Origin of the sequence: Flavobacterium sp. H4147 (assembly GCF_029360735.1) — a bacterium.
GTDB classification, from domain to species: domain Bacteria; phylum Bacteroidota; class Bacteroidia; order Flavobacteriales; family Flavobacteriaceae; genus Flavobacterium; species Flavobacterium endoglycinae.
In genome coordinates, this window is sequence record NZ_JARKNB010000002.1 from 958080 (window position 1) to 977826 (window position 19747).

General features: G+C 34.2%; 18 protein-coding genes. 6 read left to right on the forward strand and 12 right to left on the reverse strand.

Annotation, left to right across the window (positions count from 1 at the left end; translation table 11 throughout):
• The first annotated feature begins 156 nt into the window (after positions 1–156).
• The 4 genes from P2W75_RS11990 to P2W75_RS12005 all read left to right on the forward strand — a co-directional run bounded on the left by P2W75_RS11990 (position 157) and on the right by P2W75_RS12005 (position 3123).
• Positions 157–1407 (forward strand): dihydroorotase family protein, encoded by a 1251-nt coding sequence (locus tag P2W75_RS11990; protein ID WP_276380653.1) that lies wholly within the window; start codon positions 157–159, stop codon positions 1405–1407.
• A 4-nt stretch (positions 1408–1411) separates the two neighbouring features.
• Positions 1412–1738 carry a hypothetical protein gene (locus tag P2W75_RS11995; RefSeq protein WP_207296994.1) on the forward strand — a complete coding sequence of 109 codons (327 nt, stop codon included), beginning with the start codon at positions 1412–1414 and terminating at the stop codon, positions 1736–1738.
• Positions 1739–1869: 131 nt separating this feature from the next.
• A complete protein-coding gene (locus tag P2W75_RS12000; RefSeq protein ID WP_276380654.1) occupies positions 1870–2514 on the forward strand; it encodes an alpha/beta hydrolase in 645 nt (214 codons plus the stop codon).
• Between the two features lie 39 nt (positions 2515–2553).
• Positions 2554–3123: a cysteine hydrolase family protein gene (locus P2W75_RS12005; protein ID WP_276380655.1), complete on the forward strand. Its 570-nt coding sequence runs from the start codon at positions 2554–2556 to the stop codon at positions 3121–3123.
• A gap of 462 nt (positions 3124–3585) precedes the next feature.
• Here P2W75_RS12005 and P2W75_RS12010 read toward each other — a convergent pair whose 3' ends face one another.
• The 3 genes from P2W75_RS12010 to P2W75_RS12020 are packed head-to-tail and all read right to left on the reverse strand — an operon-like array spanning position 3586 to position 5333.
• Complete coding sequence (locus tag P2W75_RS12010; protein WP_276380656.1) at positions 3586–4008, reverse strand: hypothetical protein; 423 nt, start codon at positions 4006–4008, stop codon at positions 3586–3588.
• Between the two features lie 44 nt (positions 4009–4052).
• The gene (locus tag P2W75_RS12015; protein ID WP_276380657.1) at positions 4053–4556 is read right to left on the reverse strand and encodes a hypothetical protein; all 504 of its coding nucleotides are present in this window, start codon (positions 4554–4556) and stop codon (positions 4053–4055) included.
• A gap of 12 nt (positions 4557–4568) precedes the next feature.
• Positions 4569–5333, reverse strand: coding sequence for an MBL fold metallo-hydrolase (locus P2W75_RS12020; RefSeq protein WP_207296998.1), 765 nt, complete (start codon positions 5331–5333; stop codon positions 4569–4571).
• Between the two features lie 90 nt (positions 5334–5423).
• Here P2W75_RS12020 and P2W75_RS12025 point away from each other — a divergent pair, with 90 nt between their 5' ends.
• A complete protein-coding gene (locus P2W75_RS12025) occupies positions 5424–6884 on the forward strand; it encodes a TonB-dependent receptor (protein WP_207296999.1) in 1461 nt (486 codons plus the stop codon).
• A 270-nt stretch (positions 6885–7154) separates the two neighbouring features.
• Here the strand turns inward: P2W75_RS12025 and bcp are convergent, their stop codons facing one another.
• Positions 7155–7607, reverse strand: coding sequence for a thioredoxin-dependent thiol peroxidase (gene bcp / locus P2W75_RS12030; protein WP_276380658.1), 453 nt, complete (start codon positions 7605–7607; stop codon positions 7155–7157).
• Between the two features lie 94 nt (positions 7608–7701).
• Here bcp and nth point away from each other — a divergent pair, with 94 nt between their 5' ends.
• Complete coding sequence (gene nth / locus P2W75_RS12035; protein ID WP_276380659.1) at positions 7702–8358, forward strand: endonuclease III; 657 nt, start codon at positions 7702–7704, stop codon at positions 8356–8358.
• 17 nt (positions 8359–8375) lie between these two features.
• Here the strand turns inward: nth and P2W75_RS12040 are convergent, their stop codons facing one another.
• From P2W75_RS12040 to P2W75_RS12075, 8 genes are all read right to left on the reverse strand, one after another.
• Entirely contained in the window at positions 8376–9440 is a 1065-nt protein-coding gene (locus P2W75_RS12040; RefSeq protein ID WP_276380660.1) for a hypothetical protein, read from the reverse strand.
• Positions 9441–9910: 470 nt separating this feature from the next.
• Positions 9911–10057: a hypothetical protein gene (locus P2W75_RS12045; protein ID WP_276380661.1), complete on the reverse strand. Its 147-nt coding sequence runs from the start codon at positions 10055–10057 to the stop codon at positions 9911–9913.
• A 50-nt stretch (positions 10058–10107) separates the two neighbouring features.
• Positions 10108–10692: an RNA polymerase sigma factor gene (locus P2W75_RS12050; RefSeq protein ID WP_207297004.1), complete on the reverse strand. Its 585-nt coding sequence runs from the start codon at positions 10690–10692 to the stop codon at positions 10108–10110.
• Positions 10693–11016: 324 nt separating this feature from the next.
• Positions 11017–11775, reverse strand: a complete 759-nt coding sequence (locus tag P2W75_RS12055; RefSeq protein ID WP_207297005.1) for a family 16 glycosylhydrolase — start codon at positions 11773–11775, stop codon at positions 11017–11019.
• A 79-nt stretch (positions 11776–11854) separates the two neighbouring features.
• Positions 11855–13516 (reverse strand): family 16 glycosylhydrolase, encoded by a 1662-nt coding sequence (locus P2W75_RS12060; protein ID WP_207297006.1) that lies wholly within the window; start codon positions 13514–13516, stop codon positions 11855–11857.
• An 11-nt stretch (positions 13517–13527) separates the two neighbouring features.
• Positions 13528–15138, reverse strand: a complete 1611-nt coding sequence (locus tag P2W75_RS12065) for a hypothetical protein (protein ID WP_276380662.1) — start codon at positions 15136–15138, stop codon at positions 13528–13530.
• Between the two features lie 12 nt (positions 15139–15150).
• Complete coding sequence (locus P2W75_RS12070; RefSeq protein WP_207297008.1) at positions 15151–16650, reverse strand: RagB/SusD family nutrient uptake outer membrane protein; 1500 nt, start codon at positions 16648–16650, stop codon at positions 15151–15153.
• Between the two features lie 11 nt (positions 16651–16661).
• A complete protein-coding gene (locus P2W75_RS12075) occupies positions 16662–19697 on the reverse strand; it encodes a TonB-dependent receptor (protein WP_207297009.1) in 3036 nt (1011 codons plus the stop codon).
• Positions 19698–19747 lie beyond the last annotated feature (50 nt).

Genomic DNA, 19747 nt, shown 5'->3' on the forward strand with positions numbered 1-19747 from the left:
TTTTTTTACCATTAAGACATTAAGATTATTAAGTTTTTCCTTTATGATCTTATTATAAATGTCCAGAGAATTAAGCTCTTTCTCTTTATGAACTTAATTTCTTCATGGTAGAAAATAAAAAACATTTAATGTTTGAATAAAATAAATATCCAAAATATGAAACTAATCATCAAAAGCGCCAAAATTATCGACTCAAAAAGTCCGTTTCACAATCAGACTGTTGATCTTTTAATTGCAGATGGTGTAATAGAAAAAATAGGAGTTTCTCTTCCAAATGATGATGCTCAAGTTGTTCGTTTTGAAGATCTTCATGTTTCTCAAGGGTGGTTTGATAGCAGTGTTTCACTGGGCGAGCCAGGTTACGAAGACCGAGAAACTATTGCTAACGGATTACAAGTTGCAGCCAAAAGCGGTTTTACAGCAATTGCATTACAACCCAATTCATTACCAATTATTGACAATCAATCTCAGGTAAATTTTGTAAAAAATAAAGCAAATGGATTTGCTACAGAAATTTTCCCAATCGGTGCTTTGACAAAAGCTAGTGAAGGAAAAGATATGGCGGAGCTTTTTGACATGAAAAATTCTGGAGCGATTGCTTTTGGAGATTACAACAAAAGCATCGACAACGCCAATATTCTGAAAATTGCTTTACAATATGTACAGGATTTCGACGGATTGGTAATCGCTTATTCGCAAGATTCAAACATTAAAGGAAATGGTGTGGCAAACGAAGGAATTGTCTCTACAAGATTAGGTTTAAAAGGAATTCCAAATTTAGCCGAAGAACTTCAGATTTCTAGAAACTTATTTTTATTAGAATATACAGGCGGAAAACTTCACATTCCTACTATTTCTACAGCTAAATCAGTGGAATTAATTAGAGAAGCGAAAGCAAAAGGTTTACATGTAACCTGCAGCGCATCTGTGCATCATTTGATTTTAACCGATGAAAAACTAGACGGCTTTGACACTCGTTTTAAAGTGACACCTCCATTACGAACTGAAGTTAACAGACAAGCTTTATTAAATGGAATTGCTGACGGAACAATTGACGTAATTACTTCAGACCACAACCCAATCGATATCGAATTCAAGAAAATGGAATTCGATACAGCCAAAAACGGAACTATTGGTTTAGAAAGTGCTTTTGGGGCTTTATTAACAGTTTTACCAGTAGAAACTATAATAAAAAAACTTACTGCAGCAAGAAGTGTTTTTGGTCTTGAAAACCCTGTTATTCAAGAAGGTGCAAAAGCGAATATTACGTTATTTTCAACTGAAGGAAAATCAACTTTTACAAAAGAAAACATTCTTTCAAAATCTAAAAATTCTGCTTTCTTAGGAACTGAAATCAAAGGTTCTGTTTATGGAATTTTAAATCAAAATCAACTTGTTACAAAATAATACAATGAATAATTCAGTCGAAGAAGGAAAATCAATCGCGATAACCAGCTACATTTTAATTATTGGCGTTTTAATCGCTATGAGTATGAATTCTGAAAACAAAAATAGTTTTGCTTCTTTTCATATCCGTCAAGCCTTAGGTTTGTCTTTAACTTTTATCTCCTTTGGAGCCATCATCAGTAATTTCGATAGTTTTTTCATCACGTTCCCAATGTGGATTTGTATTTCAATTCTGTGGACTTTTGGTATTTTTAATGCCATTCAAGGTCAAATGAGACCAATTCCTTTAGTTGGAGAATTATTTCAAAAATGGTTTAAAAAGATTGGGTAATTTTTTAAATTCCAATACAAAAATTCCAAATTCCAAACTTGGAAGCTAAAACTTGGAAATTAAAAACTTTGACAAAGTTCCACAAAAGGAAACTCATAACTTATAACTCAAAACTCATAACCCCCTCTAAAATGAATCTATCTTTAGAATATAAAATACAAGAACCAAAAGTAATTTTAGATAAAAATCCGTTATTACTTTTATTACACGGATACGGCAGCAACGAAGCCGATTTATTCTCTTTTGCTTCAGAACTTCCTGATAACTATTATATCATTTCCGCAAGAGCACCTTACGATTTGCAATATGGAGCTTATGCTTGGTATGCCATCAACTTTGATGCTGATCAAAATAAATTTTCGGATAATGAGCAAGCAAAAACTTCTAGGGACAGAATCGCTTCTTTCATTGATGAATTAGTCGCAAATTATCCAATTGATGCCAATAATGTAACTTTAATAGGATTTAGCCAAGGATCGATTTTAAGTTATGCAACAGCACTTTCTTATCCAGAAAAAATTCAGCGAATTGTCGCGATGAGTGGCTATTTCAATGAAGAAATCATCAAAGAAGGATTTGAAAATAACGATTTTAAAAACCTAAAAATATTCGCTTCACACGGAACTGTCGATCAAGTTATTCCAATTGATTGGGCAAGAAAAACACCAGCTATTTTAGAGAAGCTAAACATTCCTGTGGTTTACAAAGAATATCCTGTTGGCCATGGAGTTTCGCCACAAAATTTCTTTGATTTTAAAAATTGGCTGATTGGCTAGTATTCAGTCACAGTTTTTAACTAAATCCTTTGTAATAAAATGAGTATTTCAAAACTTGACAATCCAGCATTAATTTTAATTGATATTCAAAAAGGATTTCTTGACGTCGCTTATTGGGGCGGAGATCGAAATAATACAAATGCTGAGCAAAAAGCAGGTGAACTCTTAAAAATCTGGAGAACTAAAAAACTCCCTATTTTTCATATAAAACATTGTTCTTCAAATCCGAATTCGATTTTAAATGAATCAAATCCAGGTAATGAATTTCAAAATGTGGTAAAACCTCTTGAAGGAGAAACCATTATTAAAAAAAATGTCAACAGCTCTTTTATTGGAACCAATTTAAAAGAACTTATTGATAATGCCAAAATAACGAATCTTGTAATTGTAGGTTTAACTACAGATCATTGTGTTTCTACCACGACAAGAATGGCAGGAAATTTTGGTTACAACGTATATTTAGTTTCTGATGCTACAGCAACTTTCAATAAAAAAGGGATAAACGGTGAAGTTTTCTCTGCTGAATTAATTCACCAAACCGCTTTAGCAAGTTTGAACGAAGAATTTGCCCAAGTAGTAACTTCTGATTTTATTAAAGGAATTGTTTAAATCATGTGGTCAGATCGCTATCACTATTTCAATATTTGTTATGATGAAGAATTAACCTCTTCTATAAAAACTGCTGAAATAAGAAAATTTCTTTTATCGTTTAAAGAATTAAAACAGAAATCAGATTTTAATTTCAAAAATCAAATCAATTTTCCCTTTACAGATATAACACTATTAAATGCTAAAAGCTTTAATAGTTGGTCTAGTCGCGACACAGATGAAAATACCACAAATTTAATAAGCATTGTTTGCGTAAAAGATAACAATGAGAATTTCATTAAACTATTGAATATATTTAATAAAATCGCAACTTTTCTTAACTGGAAATTGGTCGAAGAAGATTAAGATTTTTCAACCTAGAATTTTTAGAACTTTGTCAAAGTTTTTCAGGTTCCAACTTTGGAATTTGGAATTTCAAAAAATTGGACCCGAGCGATAGCGAACAGGCGAAGCAATTTAAATTTATTCTCCTGTATAAAGAATATCTTTTCCTTTCTTAAGCACATAACCTTTCCAAGGAATTAATTGCCAATCGCCATTAACCCACGAATCACCTTCGGATTTTCTTTCTAAAATGATAGATTCTTTTTGGATATCTAAGAAAAGTTCAGCTTTATTTCCGTCAAAAATTACGTATGATGCGGTGGTATAGGATTTTCCATTATCGTAGTGTGACAATTTTGTTCCTTTAAAAACTCTGATGCATTCTTTTTTAAGTATTGACCAACTATATCCAGCAGAAGCTTTACAACCATGAGAATCGGAATCTGCTCCTACAATTGCTTCTTTTTGAGGTTCTTTTGAAGTTATATTTTCTTGGGAAACTTTTTTACCACATGAAATTGCAGCGGTAAGCATAATCGAAAACAAAAACATCTTTTTCATATATCCTATTTATTTTGAGGTCAAAAAAAATAGGATTTAAAATCCTATTTTTGATATAACCAAGTTTGATTTACTTCAAAAGTAATGTTTTCTTTATCGTCAACAAAGTATTTTAACAAGACTTCTCCCCATAATTCTCCATTGCTGTAATCTGCAATAATCCATCTATGGTTTAAGATTTTTACTTTATTAATGATAAATTTATTGGGACCAATCTGGTCTTGTCCAGTATAAGGATTCCCTTTAGGATTAGAGTTGAAATCTAATAATTTCTCTGTTACAACTGGAATCAGTTTTTCGAATAAAATTATTTTTCCTCCAGAAGCACTGTTATCGAAATAATTTTGTGCATTTTCATTGTGTTCTAAAGAAAAATAATCTGCTTCAGCTAGTTTTGTTGACACAAGAGTAATGCTGTCTCTTAACTTTTTAGTCGTCTTTTCATATCTATCCTGCTCAAATTTTACCTCACGGCTGTAAAACATATAGGTAAAAACATTCATTAATATCGCAAGGATAAAAAGATAAAGCATTAAGGATTTTTTCATTTTGTGGTATAATTAAATTGTAATTTCAAGATTATCGTAAGCCAAAAAGACGTTTTCAGGAAGTTTTTGCTGTACTTCTTCATGAAAGCCTAATACATGACTAATATGTGTTAAATACGCCTTTTCAGGTTTAACCAGATTAATAAAATCTAGTGCTTCCTGCAGGTTAAAATGCGTGTCATGAGGTTCAACGCGCAGCGCATTTACGACTAAAACTTTTAAGCCTTTTAGCTTATCCGTTTCGGTTTTTTCGATTGTTTTTACATCAGTTAAATAAGCAAAATCATCAATTCTGTATCCAAAAACCTGTAAATCTCCGTGCATGGCGTTTATTGGAATGGCCATTTTATCGCCAACCTCAAATGGTTGGTCGTTTAGAACTTCGATTGTTTTTACACTTGGCGCACCTGGATACTTGTTTACAGTTTCGAAAACATAATCAAAACGTCGTCTTAAATTATCTAACACGCGTTTGTGTCCGTAAATTGGAATTTCGCCTTGTCTGAAGTTAAACGGACGTATATCATCCAATCCAGCAGTGTGATCGGAATGTTCATGTGTAAACAAAATCGCATCGAGTTTACGGCAGCCGCAGGAAAGCATCTGCTGCCTGAAATCGGGGCCGCAATCTATTACATAGGAATGCTCGTCCCACGAAATCCAAATGGATACGCGGAGTCTTTTATCCTTAGCATCAGTGCTTTTACAAACGGGATGATCGATTCCGATAATCGGAATGCCTTGGGAAGTACCAGTACCTAAAAAATAGACCTTCAATTGAACTTAATTTTTTTACAAAAATAGGATTATTTCTCTTTCATTAGAAGCCTAATTTGCTAACTTTGTAACAAATCTATTTAAAATAAAATGGGTACAGAAATAAAACTCAAAGGTGACAGGGTCATCGAACAGATTCCTTCTATAAAAGACAAAGCATTACGCATTAATTTAAACGAGAATATTTACGGAACATTTGCTGAAATTGGCGCTGGACAAGAGACAGTTAGACATTTTTTCAGATCCGGAGGTTCATCGGGAACAATTGCAAAAGCAATGTCTGCCTATGATAAAGATTTTAGCGACGCCATTTATGGTACCGAAACCGATGGAAGATATGTAACCGAAGAGCGTCTTAAAAAAATGCTTACTCATGAAGGACAAATCATCGAAGAGCGTTTAAGCCGAGAAAAACACCCTACAAAACTTTTTTTTAGTTATGCCAACACAGTTGCCACAATAGATTTTGCCAAACAATTTAAAGGCCATGGCTGGGTTGGAATTCGATACCAAATAGAGCCGGACGAAGCTTATAACGAAATTATTCTTCACATTCGTTTTAGAGAAACCGACGCAAGATTACAACAAGAAACACTGGGAATTTTAGGGGTTAACTTAATTTACGGTGCTTTTTACAAATACAACGATCCTAAACGTTTACTGCGTTATTTATACGATCACTTAGACAAAGACCAATTAGAGATCGATACCATTAACTTTTCTGGACCTCGTTTTGCCGATGTTGACAATCGTTTGATGAGTTTACAGTTGGTTAAAAACGGAATGACTGATGCCGTAATGTTCAATCCTGAAGGAAAAAACATTCTTCCGGCTGCTATTCTTTACAAAAAGAACCTTTTAGCTTTACGAGGAAGTTTCCGCCCTGTTACAAAAGTGAACATGGATATGTATGAGAAATCATTAGAAATGTTTCTCAAAGAAAATAAAGTTGAAAAAAATAATACACTTGTTGTTTTTGAAATCACGCTTTCGAATTTACGTTCTGATGGAGAAATCGACGAACGTGATTTTATGGACAGAGCTGAATTACTTTGTTCGCTTGGACAAACGGTTATGATTTCGAATTTCCAAGAATACTACAAAGTGGTTGAATACTTCGCTAATTATACTAAATCTCGTATGGGATTAGCAATGGGTGTCAATAATCTTGTTGACATTTTTGATGAGAAATATTACCGTCATTTAAGTGGAGGAATTCTGGAAGCTTTTGGAAAATTATTCTACCGCGATATGAAAGTATTCTTGTATCCAATGTTAGATGAAGATGGTGTATTAATGAATTCAAACAACTTAAAAGTGCATCCGAGAATGAAAGAACTATACAAGTTCTTCAAGTTTAATGGAAAAGTTGTGGATATTGAAGATTATGATCCTGATAATTTATCTGTTTTCTCTCGTGAGGTTTTAAAAATGATCAACCAAGGAAAAAAAGGCTGGGAACCAATGCTCCCGCCGGGTATTTCGGAAATCATCAAAGAACATCATCTTTTTGGATATCATCCACAGAAAGAATTAGAACAAAATACGTAATAAAAAAAGTCCCAGAAAAAGGGACTTTTTTTGTTTCAGGTTTCAAGTTGTGTACTTGATGTTTAATTTATCGCAAAGCACGCTAAGTTTTTCTTTTGAGCCAAACTTAATATAAACACAAAGTTCGCAAAGCGTTGTGTAGATTTAGCTTTGCGAACTTTGCGTATTTAGCATAAACTTAAGTAAAAAAACTTAGCGTAATTTGCGGTAAAAAAAATATCCGCTACAACAATAACTTGAAACGTGAAACTTGAAACCTCAAATAAAAAACTATTTCAATATCTGCGAAGCATGTTCTTTTGTTTTTACATTTTCGATTACTTCTTCAATGATTCCTTTTTCATCTATTACGAAAGTAGTTCTGTGGATTCCGTCATATTCTTTACCCATAAATTTCTTTGGTCCCCAAACTCCAAAAGCATTAATTACCGATTTATCTTCATCAGCTAATAAGGGAAATGGCAATTCATATTTTTCTTTGAATTTTATCTGTGCTTTTGGGCTGTCGGCACTTACTCCAAGAAGTTCGTAATTATTGGCTTGAAAACGGTGAAAATTATCTCTTAAATCGCAAGCTTCAGCTGTACAGCCTGGCGTACTTGCTTTTGGATAAAAGAAAACTACCAATTTCTTTCCTGCATAATCAGATAATTTATGAGTTTTTCCATCTTGATCTGTTCCTGAAAAACTAGGTGCTTTGTCTCCAGCTTTTAATGTTGTCATAATTTCTATTTTTAGATTGTTGATTTTAGATTCACTCACAAAGATAACTTATAAACTATAATTCCTTATTTTTACCAATATTTAAATTACAAAAATGAACAAAGAAGCACGTGTACAATTTGTTATTGACACTTTAAAAGAACTCTACCCTACTATACCTGTTCCGCTTGACCATAAAGATCCTTATACATTATTAATTGCCGTACTGCTTTCTGCGCAATGTACAGATGTGCGTGTAAATCAAATTACACCTTTGTTATTTGCTAAAGCAGATAATCCGTATGATATGGTAAAAATGACGATTGAAGAAATTAAGGAAATTATTCGTCCGTGTGGTCTGTCTCCTATGAAATCAAAAGGAATTCATGGTTTGTCCGAAATTTTAATTGAAAAACATAATGGCGAAGTTCCTCAGAGTTTTGAAGCACTTGAAGCATTACCAGCTGTTGGACACAAAACGGCCAGTGTGGTAATGTCTCAGGCTTTTGGAGTGCCCGCATTTCCAGTTGATACGCACATTCATAGATTAATGCACAGATGGAATCTTTCTAATGGAAAAAGTGTCGTTCAAACAGAAAAAGATGCTAAACGATTATTCCCAAGAGAGTTATGGAATGACCTCCATTTACAGATAATCTGGTATGGACGTGAATATTCTCCAGCAAGAGGATGGAATTTAGAAAGAGATATTATTACCAGAACTATTGGTAAAAAATCAATATTAGAAGAAGCTGCTAAAAAGAAAGTTTAGCAGCTTCTTTTTTATTTTTATTTACTGTTTTTTAATGCATTATACTCGTTCATCATATCTAACGAACGATAAACACCTAAAAGAGATTTTATAACATCTTCATTTTTAGGTTCTATTGTTAGCGCTTTTTGAAGATACGGAATAGCACTTTTTACAATTTCATCTTTTTGCGCATTCAGTTTATCGTATTCTTTTAAATCTTTAGGAGTATTTCCCAAAAGATCCATTTGATTGACCAACTCCTTTTTCTGCTGCATTTTTACATACGTGAGGTTAATATAACAATCCATGCAATTTGCATTTAACTGCAAATCTGTTTCATAATATTTCGCCGCATTTACATAATCATTTCGCTCAAGATAACAGAAGGCAAGTGAGGTTAATACTTCTTCTTTTTTAGAAGGAGGATAAACGTTTCTTGGCTTTTCATAAAGTCCTGCCTGAATGTTTGATTCTCGGGCACTATACGAAATAAAAGCTTCTTCTACTTTTGTTTTTTTGTTTGTTGCATAATAAACGACTCCTTTTCCGGTATAATTAATTCGTCTAAGTTCATCAAAATACTTTATTGCCGAGACATAATCTTTACCTGAAAGAGCCGCTCCAGCAGCGTTCATTAAGTTTAAAGTGTCTTTTTTATCGATTTGGTACACTTCATAACTTTTAGCCGCGCTTTCTTTGAACTTTCCAGCATTGTAATCATTAAAAGCTCCATCTACTAATGTTGATTTCATTGCTTTTAACGCTTGATTAGCTTTAAACGCATACTTGTAATTTCGGGAATCATTTTCATACAAAAGGATATCCTGATAAGCACTCGATGCTAAAGCGAAATTAGTAACAGCATCAATGTTTTTGGCTGCTAAATCTTTACAAACATTTCCTTTTATAAAAAAGAAATCCGATTTATCAGTATCAGAAGCGTTTACGATGAGATATTCTATTTTTTTCAAAACTGCCAATGCCTCTTCGTTTTTTCCTTTATCATATAAAGCTTGCGCTTCTTTAATTTGCTCTTTTTGAGCAAATACTCCAATGGTTACCAATAATGAAATTGATAACATTCTAAGGTTATTTTTCATTTCTTGTTAGGTTTTGTTATTTAAAATAGATTAGGTTTTTGGGAAAGATTTTACAGATGTAAAATCTAGATCATAATAAAAAATTAGGATCTACAAACAACAAAACAGAAATGCAGGTGAGTAGTTTTTTGTCATATAAATACTGGTTTTTAGTTAAAATTTTTATTTTGGTTTTGGTTATCAATTATATTAAAAATAGCTTATCCTCGTTTTGTATGAGATAAAATTTACTTTTTAACTAAAATAAAATTAATTATCGAATAAAGTAATAAATACATTAAAAAATTTAAAACTTTAACAATAAATATTAAAATACAACCAAAAAACTTACATCTTGAGTTAATTCTTATTACGAAGAGGTGTACATAAAAAAACTCACTATCTGTATTTGCATACAAATAGTGAGCTTTTAAACCAAAACGACCATTTGGTTTTATCAGAATAAACATCCGACCATAGCGGCGGGCTGTTTAATTAGCCATGATTTCAAAACTTTTATTGTCTTGTGTTTTCACCACTTTTAGAGCCTGTGAATAACTAAGCAAAAAAGAAACAACTTCTTTTTTAGGTTTTAAATCGTTTGAAGCTAATGCTTTCTTTGAGTAAATTTTCGCCATACTATGAAAATGTTTATACCAAGTATAACGGACTTATTTTCAAATTAGTATTAGTTGGTCAAAATAATTTGATGTTTGTCGATAATTTTTCTCAAATTCATTAGCGCATAACGCATTCTTCCTAATGCGGTGTTGATACTTACATCAGTTAATTCTGATATTTCTTTAAAACTCATATCCTGATACATACGCATGATTAAAACTTCTTTTTGATCTTCAGGAAGTTCTTCAATCAATCTTTTTAGATCTACCTCAACTTGATCTAAAATCATTTTCCCTTCTACATTTAATGCATCATCAGACATGATAGAGAAAATCGAAAATTCTTCGGTTTCTCTGTACATGGGCATTTTTTTAGTTTTACGGAAATGATCCACAATCAGGTTGTGTGAAATACGCATTACCCACGGAAGAAATTTACCTTCTTCATTATAGGAGTTGCTTTTTAAAGTTTTGATTACTTTAATGAAAGTATCTTGAAAAATATCATTTGAAATATCTCTATCAGCAATTTTTGAATATATAAATCCATATATTTTAGATTCATGTCGCTTAATCAATGTCGCAAGGGCAGTTTCGTTGCCTTCGACATAATTTTTCACTAATAGAGCGTCTGGAATGTGCAGATCTGCCATAATACTACTTTTTTAGTTTTAAATAATTTGGAGTAATTTCTAAAAAGTAGTTTTATATAATAGGCGTATCTTTTATTGGGTTATGTTAATATTCTGAACCAAATTTAACAAATATTTATTTTATAAAGCAAACAAAAGCAATAATAATTAACAATAAATCGTTAAGTTTTTTATTGGAGCGTTGTTTTTTAGTCAAAATCGTTAAAAAATAATGCGAAAAACAGGCTACTAAAAAGCTTTTAAAACAGTTGTAAACATTTAACAATAAAAGACTTAAAGAAGATTACAACTGTTCTGTCCAGCTTTTGGCTGTTTTGTACTATATTATTGATAAACGCGAACGTAATCTACATAATATTTTTGCGGTAAAACCGAATCATCGACTTCAGGTCCGCCAAAATTACCTCCTATTGCGAGATTCACAATTATATAAAACGGCTTATCGAAAGGCCAGGTATCTTCATTTTTATTTTCAGGATTAAAAGTATACACCAAAGTGGTATCTACATAAAACTCAATTTTATCTTTATCCCATTCTATGGCATAAACGTGATATCCTTCCTCAATAGTAGGAAATTCAGTTCGTTTTGTATTGATTGTATTTCCGTGACTGTCTTGAGTATGTAAGGTAGTGTAAACCATGTGAGGATCTCTTCCTATGTACTCAAGAATATCAATTTCTCCTGTTTTTGGCCATTTTACTTCGTCGATATTGGCTCCTAACATCCAAAATGCCGGCCATAAACCATGCCCGATAGGAAGCTTTGCTCTTGCTTCTATTCTGCCGTATTTAAATTCTTTTTTTCCTTTGGTTGTAATTTTAGTTGAAGTATATTTTTCGCCTTCTTTTCTAGCTTCGATTACTAAATTGCCGTCTTTAAACTCGTGGTTGTTTTTGGTATAAATTTGTCTTTCGTTATTTCCCCAGCCGCAAAGATTTGGACAGCCGTCTCCAAGTTCGAAATTCCAGACTTTTTCGTTTAAAGTTTTTTTGTTGAAATTTTCTTCCCATACCAGTTTTCTCTTTGTTTGTTGTGCAAAAGCGAAACTGCTGATTAATAAAACCAAAATTACTTTTTTCATGTTATTTGATTGCGTTTTAAAACATAAGAAGGCCAGTCGCAAAACTGACCTTCTTACTTAAAATTACTAATTAATTAACCTATTGATACACTCTAACATAATCAACTTCAAAAGTTGCCTGTGAAAAAGCAGGATCAATATTACCTCCAAAAGTACCTCCCATAGCAAAATTCAATATTAGGAAGAAGTCGCTGTTAAAAGGCAGTGATGCATCGTTTGGCACCGTATGTATCAATGTATCATCAACGTAAATAGCTACAGATGCTGGACTCCATATTGTTTTGTAAATATGGAATTCTGTTGAAACATTCGGAATTGTTTTAGAGCCTGTGTTAGCATTTCCAGCAGAATGTCCAGGGTAGTGCAAAGTTCCGTGAATCAGATTCTGACTGTTTCCTACGTGTTCCATTATATCAATTTCTCCGCATTCCGGCCAGATTTTAGTAGCATAATTTTGTCCTAACATCCAGATTGCCGGCCATGTTCCTCCACCTGCTGGAAGTTTAGCACGCACCTCAACTTTTCCATAGGTAAAGGAGTATTTTCCATCCGTTTTAATTCTTGCTGAAGAATAATTTGCTCCGCCAGAAGCTTCTTTTTTAGCAGTGATTTTAAGAACTCCACCTTGTACCACAATGTTCGACGCTGAATTAGTATAGTTTTGTTGTTCGTTATTTCCCCAACCATTATTACCTCTTCCTAAATCATAACCCCATTTTGCTGGATCTGGTGCTCCGTCAGTATTAAATTCTTCTGACCATACTAAATTGGTGTAATCCGTAGTTGGATTTTGGTTTGGAGGTGTCGTTGTAAAAATATGGTACCAAGCTAATGCTGGATTTCCTCCCATAACGGCTCTAACAACCATACGGTTTGCTGTGATAGAAAGGATTTCATACGAACTTTGTCCGATATAGTAGCCCATAAATCCACCATCTGAGAAGTTCATTGTTGTTCCTCTTGTTTGTGTTGCATGATCTGGATTAGACATTACAACTGATTCTGAAGGGCTTAATGAAACTGTTTTCACTCCGCTTGTGTTATATGATAAACAAGCATCATCTGGTCCACTTCCTCCTGCTACGCTTGAAAAAGCTGCGTTAAAGAATGTTGATCCGCCATTGTCTAATTGAAATTTCAATTGTTCTCCATCTAAAGAGAAAGTCAATACATTTTCATACAAACAGCTGCTTGTTGGAGAACCTGCTTTTTCAAATGGTCCTGCTTGATAGTAATTAGCATAGAAGTTTTTGGTCGCATCGCCATCATTTTGTCCAACACCTAAGTGCCCCGGCTCACCTGCTGCCCAATACCATTTTTTAGAACTTCCACCAGTTAACAATTGTACTGCTTGATCGTCACTGAAATCACTTTTTACCTCAACATCAATTGTAGTGTTGCTTGCAGATCCGCCTTTTCCGGTAGCAACTACAGTTACAGTATAGGTATTAACTCCGGTTTTAGTGAATCGTTTAGTGATTTTACCATTTGGTGCATTATCAGAAGTTCCATCGCTGTACACATATTTGTATGAAATTGCGTTATCTGCTGCCGCTGTAAATTTTACAGTTCCAGAACCGTCTCCGTAAGGATCATCGGCTGTTTTACCTACAATCTCGGCTGTTACCTTAAGATTAGATGGTGCATTTATTGATCCGAATGTATAATCATCTTTCTGACAACCCGTCATCAAGAGAATCGTAAATAAGGATACTATCTTTATAATTAATTTATTGCTCATGATTTCTTGTTTTAGTTGGATTGTTTGATATCATCAAAGTAGTAAGTCGCTCCCGTTCCGTTTTGTCCAAAATCAGGGAACAATATTACTCTGTCGTATTTAATGCTTGTACTGAATGAAGCTGCACTAGTAAGATCAAATGTCAATACTTCCCATGCATTGGCAACTGTGGTAGCTGCGTGTACTTCAAAATTAACACTTGGATTTCCGTTTCCATCTTTTGGAGAAGTCGAAAGTTCCATTTTGTATAAAATATCAGCTCCAACTTTTGGAGACCAGACCAATACTTTTACTTTAGTTCCTTTAGTAAAATCTAAAGTATTTTCTAAATTCAAGCTTGCACCAGCCCAAGTTTCTGCTCCTGATTTTTTGTCTAGTTTTACAACTTTATTTGAAACGTTCAATCCCGTTTTATTAGGGTTTGTTACTACCGAAGCATCCACATTTCCAAATCCGCCCCAAGTATAGGTTAGGTTTGCTGATTCAAAATCAAGTGGTAATGCAATTGATTCTGCTGGAGTTTTATAAAAATAGATATTATCAATAAATACAGTTCCGCCAGCCCATGGTGTTCCCACAAATTTCAATTGAAATATATCAGCCACTGTTAATCCCTGGCTTGTAAATGCCGAAATCGGAATATCAATGCTTGTCCATTGGTTTGCTGTTAAATCTTTTACAACTGGTTTTTCACCATTTGTTTTACTGATTAAAGATGTTTCAATTTTTTGCAAATCTGGTGTCCAAACATCCATGTGGAAATATTCCATTCCAGAAACATCAATTGTTACATTGTCTGCCAAAGCAATTCCTTGATAGCTTAATTTGATATAATTCAGCATTTTATCGCCGTTTAAGTCAAATTCAGCCCAGCTGCTTCCTTGTCCTGCCTGTCCCCAATCTGGGAAGTAGTTTGTTCCAGCAACATTTGCATATTTTGTTCCGTAAATTGAAATCACATCAGAAGCTTGTCTATTTGGAGGAGTTGGTGCCGATGTAGATGGCGCCACTACCAATTTAGCAGTAACTTCTTGAGTATATTCAGTCGTTTTAATAGCAGCACTTTTAGAAACTACTCTAATAGTATATGTTCCAGCTTCTTGGTACGTGTATGAAACTGATTCGCCATTATTAGCTGAAATAGGATCTGGATGTCCAGTTTCTCCAAAATAAACATCATAGAACAAAGCAAAATCTGCTGTTGCTGTTACAGTTATTTTTTTAGAAACTGATAAGTCATTGGTTACTACAACTACTAAATTTTCAGGAGCTCTAAAAGAAACTACTACTTCTTTCTCAACTTCAGTTGTTTTTCCGTTTAATCCGTAAGCAATAATTTTAGATTTGTAAACTCCTTCTTTATAAACGTGAGAAACGGTTCCTCCTATTGATACATAATCAGAAACAGGACTTCCGTCGCCAAAATTGATTTTGTATTGTGTTGCTCCTTCTCCTTTTGGTAAGAAAGTCACTTTTCCTGTATTGTCCTGCGTTACGGTTGTTAAGGCCGAAATATTGGCAGGAGCTGCTATACCATCTAAATCAATATCCAGATCATCGTTTGCACAACCCATAATTGTGGCCAAAACGAATAGGTTTATAATAAAATATATCTTTTTCATAATTGCTGTTTTTTAGTATCCAGGATTTTGTGCCCAGTTTCCGTTTGCAAACTGAATTTCTTCAATAGGAATCGGGAATAATTCGTTTTTATTCGCTTTAAAGCCCGGTATTGTTCCGGCAGCTTTTCCAGTTCTTACAAGGTCAAAGAAACGGTGTCCTTCACCAAAAAGTTCTACTCTTCTTTCTGCTAAAATAGTTTCTGTTAAAGCAGTTCCAGAAGCAGTTACATCGTGGTTGTTATCACCAAAAGCACGTCTTCTTACTTCATTTAAATATGTTCTCGCTTTTGCATCGTTGATTGATCCTCTGTTATACGCTTCTGCAGCCATTAAAAGAACGTCGGCATAACGAATTGCTCTGTAATTGTTTGGATTCGTAAGATTTAAATCTCCTTGAGCTGCTGAACTTCTTTTTCTAGGAAGGTATTTTCTGTTGAAGAAACCTGTATCTTCATTTCCTTTTCCGAAAGTAATTCCGTTTCCATTGTCATAAGAAGCATTTGCCAGTGCCCATGCATTGATATCTAAAATAGCAACATCTTTACGTTTGTCGCCGCTTTCAAAAGCATCAGCAGATTCCTGAGTTGGAATATTAAAGCTGTATCCTGAAGAAAATAATGGTCCTGAATAGTTACGAATACCGTTGAAACCAACTGCTACGTTTCCTTCACTACATTGTAAACATCCAAATCCTGCTCCTTCTACGTCTGTGTATTGCACTTCAAAAACAGATTCTGATCCGTTTTCTCCATCCATTTCAAACATGGCATTATAATCAGACACTAATGTGTATTTTCCTGAAGTAATTACAGCATCAAGTGCTGTAGCTGCTTGTGCAAATTTATTTTGATACAAATAGGCTTTTCCTAGTAAAGCTTGAGCAGCTCCTTTTGTAATTCTTCCTTTTTGAGCCGCATTTGGAGATAAATTCTCTGATGCAAAAATCAAATCGGCTTCGATTGAAGCGTATACTTCTGCAACAGAAGAACGTCCGATTGTTTTCTCATCTCCAATTTTAAATCTCGCATCGCCTTTCATTGGAATTCCGCCAAACCATTTTACCAATTCAAATTGATAGTAAGCTCTTAAAAAACGAGCTTCAGCAATTACCTGAGTTTTTCCAGGAAAATCTGTTTTGTCTTTGAATTCTAAAATATAGTTTGCTCTTTGTACTCCAGCAAACATCCAGTTCCAAATATCTCTTAAGTTACTGTTTACAGGAGTATGAATCATATCATCAATCTGCTGGAAACCAATTACGTCTGTTGGGCTTTCTCCACCGCAAAGTGTATTATCTGAAGCAATTTCGCCTAATAAAACATTTACATAAGAAGCCTGAAGCAAATCGTAAGCGGCAATCAAAGCGTTATCGTACTCTTCTTTAGAATTAAAATAATTCTCTGAATCTATTGAATATTCAGGTTTTGGATCTACAAACTCATCTGAACAGGAAGTAGTTACCGCCGAAATCAGAGCTAGTGCTATAATGGATTTTATAAAATACTTTTTCATTTTAATTCAAATTAAAAATTAACATTTAAGCCCAATAAAAAGGTTCTTGGGATTGGATAGAAACCGTAGTCGATTCCGCCTCCAATTGGAGCTCCGTTGGAAGCACCCGGATCAAAACCTTTGTATTTTGTAAATGTGTAAAGGTTATTTACTCCCGTATAAAGCCTTAATTTTGTAATTCCAGCTTTTTGGGAAATATTTGGATTTAGCGTGTATCCAAGCTGCACATTTTGAATTCTGATGTATGAAGCATCTTCAACAAAATAATTAGAGAAAACATTGTTTGCAGTTGCTCCAGTTGTAACTCTTGGTGTAGAATTACTTGTTCCTGGTCCTGTCCATCTGTCTAATACATAGTTGATACGGTTGGCATCAGAAAGTGTTCTTTCATAATTACGTACCATATCATTCCCCACTGAAGCGAATGTAAACACAACAAAATCAAGTGCTTTGTAGTTCAATTGTAAATTGAAACCCATTGTAGCATCGGGAATTGGATCTCCAATGTTTGTTTTATCTTTTGTATCAATTACACCGTCGCCGTTTACATCTACATAACGAATATCTCCAGGCGCAGCATTTGCTCCTAAAGCTAACTGAGAAGGATGTGCATCAATTTCTGCTTGATTCTGGAAGATTCCGTCTGTTTTATATCCGTAAAAATATCCCATTGGTTTTCCAACTTCCATTCTTGATGGTGCAGGCTGTCCAACTCCAAAAGCTCCTCCTTCAATAAAACCTGTTCCGTTGTTTACTTCCGTTACTTTGTTTTTAAGGAAAGTAACGTTGTAACCTACGCTGAAAGAAAATGCATCTGAGAATTTATCTTTATAATCGATCGCAAACTCGAAACCTGAGTTTTTAACTGTTCCTGCGTTTAATGTTGGTGCGCTTGCTCCTGGTGCGCCTGTACCGTTAATCCCTGAAACTGGAATATTTGGTATTAATAAATCTTTTCTGGTATCGATAAAGTAATCGGCTACAACAGAAACTTTATCACTTAATAATTTTAAGTCAAGACCAACGTCAAATTTCTGTGCTTCTTCCCATTTTAAATCTGGGTTTGGTACTTGTCCAGTTGCTGTTCCATTTACTAAAGATCCGTCGAAAACATATGTTGCTTCTCCAGATAATAATCCTAGGTAACCGTAATTTGGAATCTGGTCGTTTCCTAATGTTCCGTAACTAGCTCTGAATTTTAAGAAGTTGATGAATTTTGGCTGTCCGAAGAAATTTTCATCAGAAACTACCCAACCTGCGGTGAAAGAAGGGAAATATCCAACTTTGTTTCCAGGACCGAATTTCGTAGAAGAATCACGTCTTAACATTGCAGAAAGTAAATATCTTCCTTTATAATCGTACTGAAGTCTTCCAAAATAAGAAAGTCTTCTTTGATCGTAGATGTAAGAACTGTTTGTTAGTGTTTCAGAAATTCCTTTTGTTAAAGAAATATCAGCATAATCCCATGAATTGTTTGGAACATCAAAACCTGTAGCATACAAACCGTTACCCCATTCTTTGAAGATAGTTGTACCAACAGTTCCCACTAAATTATGGCTGTCTGCAATTTTTGTTGAATATGTTCCGAAGAGGTCAAATGAGTAGTTATTGTCGTTTACAGCTCCTTGAGTAACAGAACTTCTTTGTACGTCAAATACTTTTCCGCCGTAGCTGATTTGTTTTCCGAAAGTTTTTGATTCGCTGTTCGAAGTATTGAAACCAATCGATCCTGATAATGTAAATCCTTTGAAGATTTTATAATCAAGACCAAAGTTTCCGTTCAGTTTTTTATAGTTGTAATCATTATACGTATTCGCAATTTGTGCCAATGGGTTAATGATTTCAGTTCCTAAACCTGTTGTACTTGGTACTAAAGTGTAGGTTCCGTCAGCATTATACGGTTTTAAAGTTGCTGGAACGTTTAATGCATTAAAAAGTACAGATCCTAAACCATTTTCATTTAATGTATTTCTGGTAAAATAGGTATAAATTACGTTAGTCTTTAATTTAATTTTATCGCTTAAATCAGCTCCAAGGGCAATTCTGGCAGTGTTTCTTAAGAACCCAGATTTATCTCCGCCCACAATACCTTCTTGATCTAAGTGCGAACCACTCACAGAATAGGTAAGTTTATCAGAACCTCCAGAGATATTTAAGTCGTTGCTAATGATGGGTGCATTTTGAAAAACTTCATCCTGCCAATCTGTACCTTTTCCTAATCCGCTTACATTTGGATACGGAATTGGTCTTCCACCATTTGCGTAGCTTTCATTTAATAGTAAAGCATATTCTGTAGCGTTTAAAGTAGGCAGTTTTCTTGAAGTCTGCTGAAAACCTGTATAGCTGTTAAAAGATACTCTGGTTTTAGAGTTCTTTTTTCCTGTTTTGGTCGTAACCAAAATAATACCGTTTGCTCCAATAGTTCCGTAAATCGCAGCCTGGGCATCTTTTAAAACAGTAATCGTTTCAATATCACTTGGGTTTAATAGTCCTAAATCTCCAACATATCCATCAATAATCACGGTCGGTCTGTTTTCACCATTCGTAGCTATACCACGTATACGAATATCAAGAGGTGCACCCGGAGCACCAGACTGCGTTGTTACGTTAACACCCGAAATAGTTCCTTGTAATGCCTGTTCGATTCTTGCTGGTTTCAAAACATCGATAGTCTTACTGTCTAATACAGACACGGCTCCAGTAACTTCTCTTTTCTTTTGGCTACCGTAACCAATTACAACGACTTCATCTAATGATTTTGCATCGTCACTCATTTTTACAGTCATTTTGGGTCCTGAAACCAGAACTTCCTGAGTTCTGTATCCTATATAACTGAAAACAATTGAAGTTCCTTTTGGAACATCCGTTAGTTTAAAAGATCCGTCGAAGTCCGTGGTTGTACTTTTGGACGAATTTTTAACTTTTACATTTACGCCTGGTAATGATAATCCTGAGGCATCTAATACCGTTCCTGATACATCTTGATTCTGCGAGAATACAAAACCTGTGCACAGTAACAGTACTGTTAGTAATAATCTAGATTTCATAATTAGTTAGTTTTTATTGAAAGCTAAAATTATTTGTTCCGTTTATGAAA

Coding starts and splice junctions, on each gene's coding strand:
- P2W75_RS12015 (WP_276380657.1), bottom strand. CDS start 4,556: ATGAAAAAATCCTTAATGCTTTATCTTTTTATCCTTGCGATATTAATG.
- nth (WP_276380659.1), top strand. CDS start 7,702: ATGAACAAAGAAGCACGTGTACAATTTGTTATTGACACTTTAAAAGAA.
- P2W75_RS12005 (WP_276380655.1), top strand. CDS start 2,554: ATGAGTATTTCAAAACTTGACAATCCAGCATTAATTTTAATTGATATT.
- P2W75_RS12025 (WP_207296999.1), top strand. CDS start 5,424: ATGGGTACAGAAATAAAACTCAAAGGTGACAGGGTCATCGAACAGATT.
- bcp (WP_276380658.1), bottom strand. CDS start 7,607: ATGACAACATTAAAAGCTGGAGACAAAGCACCTAGTTTTTCAGGAACA.
- P2W75_RS12060 (WP_207297006.1), bottom strand. CDS start 13,516: ATGAGCAATAAATTAATTATAAAGATAGTATCCTTATTTACGATTCTC.
- P2W75_RS11990 (WP_276380653.1), top strand. CDS start 157: ATGAAACTAATCATCAAAAGCGCCAAAATTATCGACTCAAAAAGTCCG.
- P2W75_RS12045 (WP_276380661.1), bottom strand. CDS start 10,057: ATGGCGAAAATTTACTCAAAGAAAGCATTAGCTTCAAACGATTTAAAA.
- P2W75_RS11995 (WP_207296994.1), top strand. CDS start 1,412: ATGAATAATTCAGTCGAAGAAGGAAAATCAATCGCGATAACCAGCTAC.
- P2W75_RS12075 (WP_207297009.1), bottom strand. CDS start 19,697: ATGAAATCTAGATTATTACTAACAGTACTGTTACTGTGCACAGGTTTT.
- P2W75_RS12050 (WP_207297004.1), bottom strand. CDS start 10,692: ATGGCAGATCTGCACATTCCAGACGCTCTATTAGTGAAAAATTATGTC.
- P2W75_RS12055 (WP_207297005.1), bottom strand. CDS start 11,775: ATGAAAAAAGTAATTTTGGTTTTATTAATCAGCAGTTTCGCTTTTGCA.
- P2W75_RS12040 (WP_276380660.1), bottom strand. CDS start 9,440: ATGAAAAATAACCTTAGAATGTTATCAATTTCATTATTGGTAACCATT.
- P2W75_RS12070 (WP_207297008.1), bottom strand. CDS start 16,650: ATGAAAAAGTATTTTATAAAATCCATTATAGCACTAGCTCTGATTTCG.
- P2W75_RS12010 (WP_276380656.1), bottom strand. CDS start 4,008: ATGAAAAAGATGTTTTTGTTTTCGATTATGCTTACCGCTGCAATTTCA.
- P2W75_RS12065 (WP_276380662.1), bottom strand. CDS start 15,138: ATGAAAAAGATATATTTTATTATAAACCTATTCGTTTTGGCCACAATT.
- P2W75_RS12000 (WP_276380654.1), top strand. CDS start 1,870: ATGAATCTATCTTTAGAATATAAAATACAAGAACCAAAAGTAATTTTA.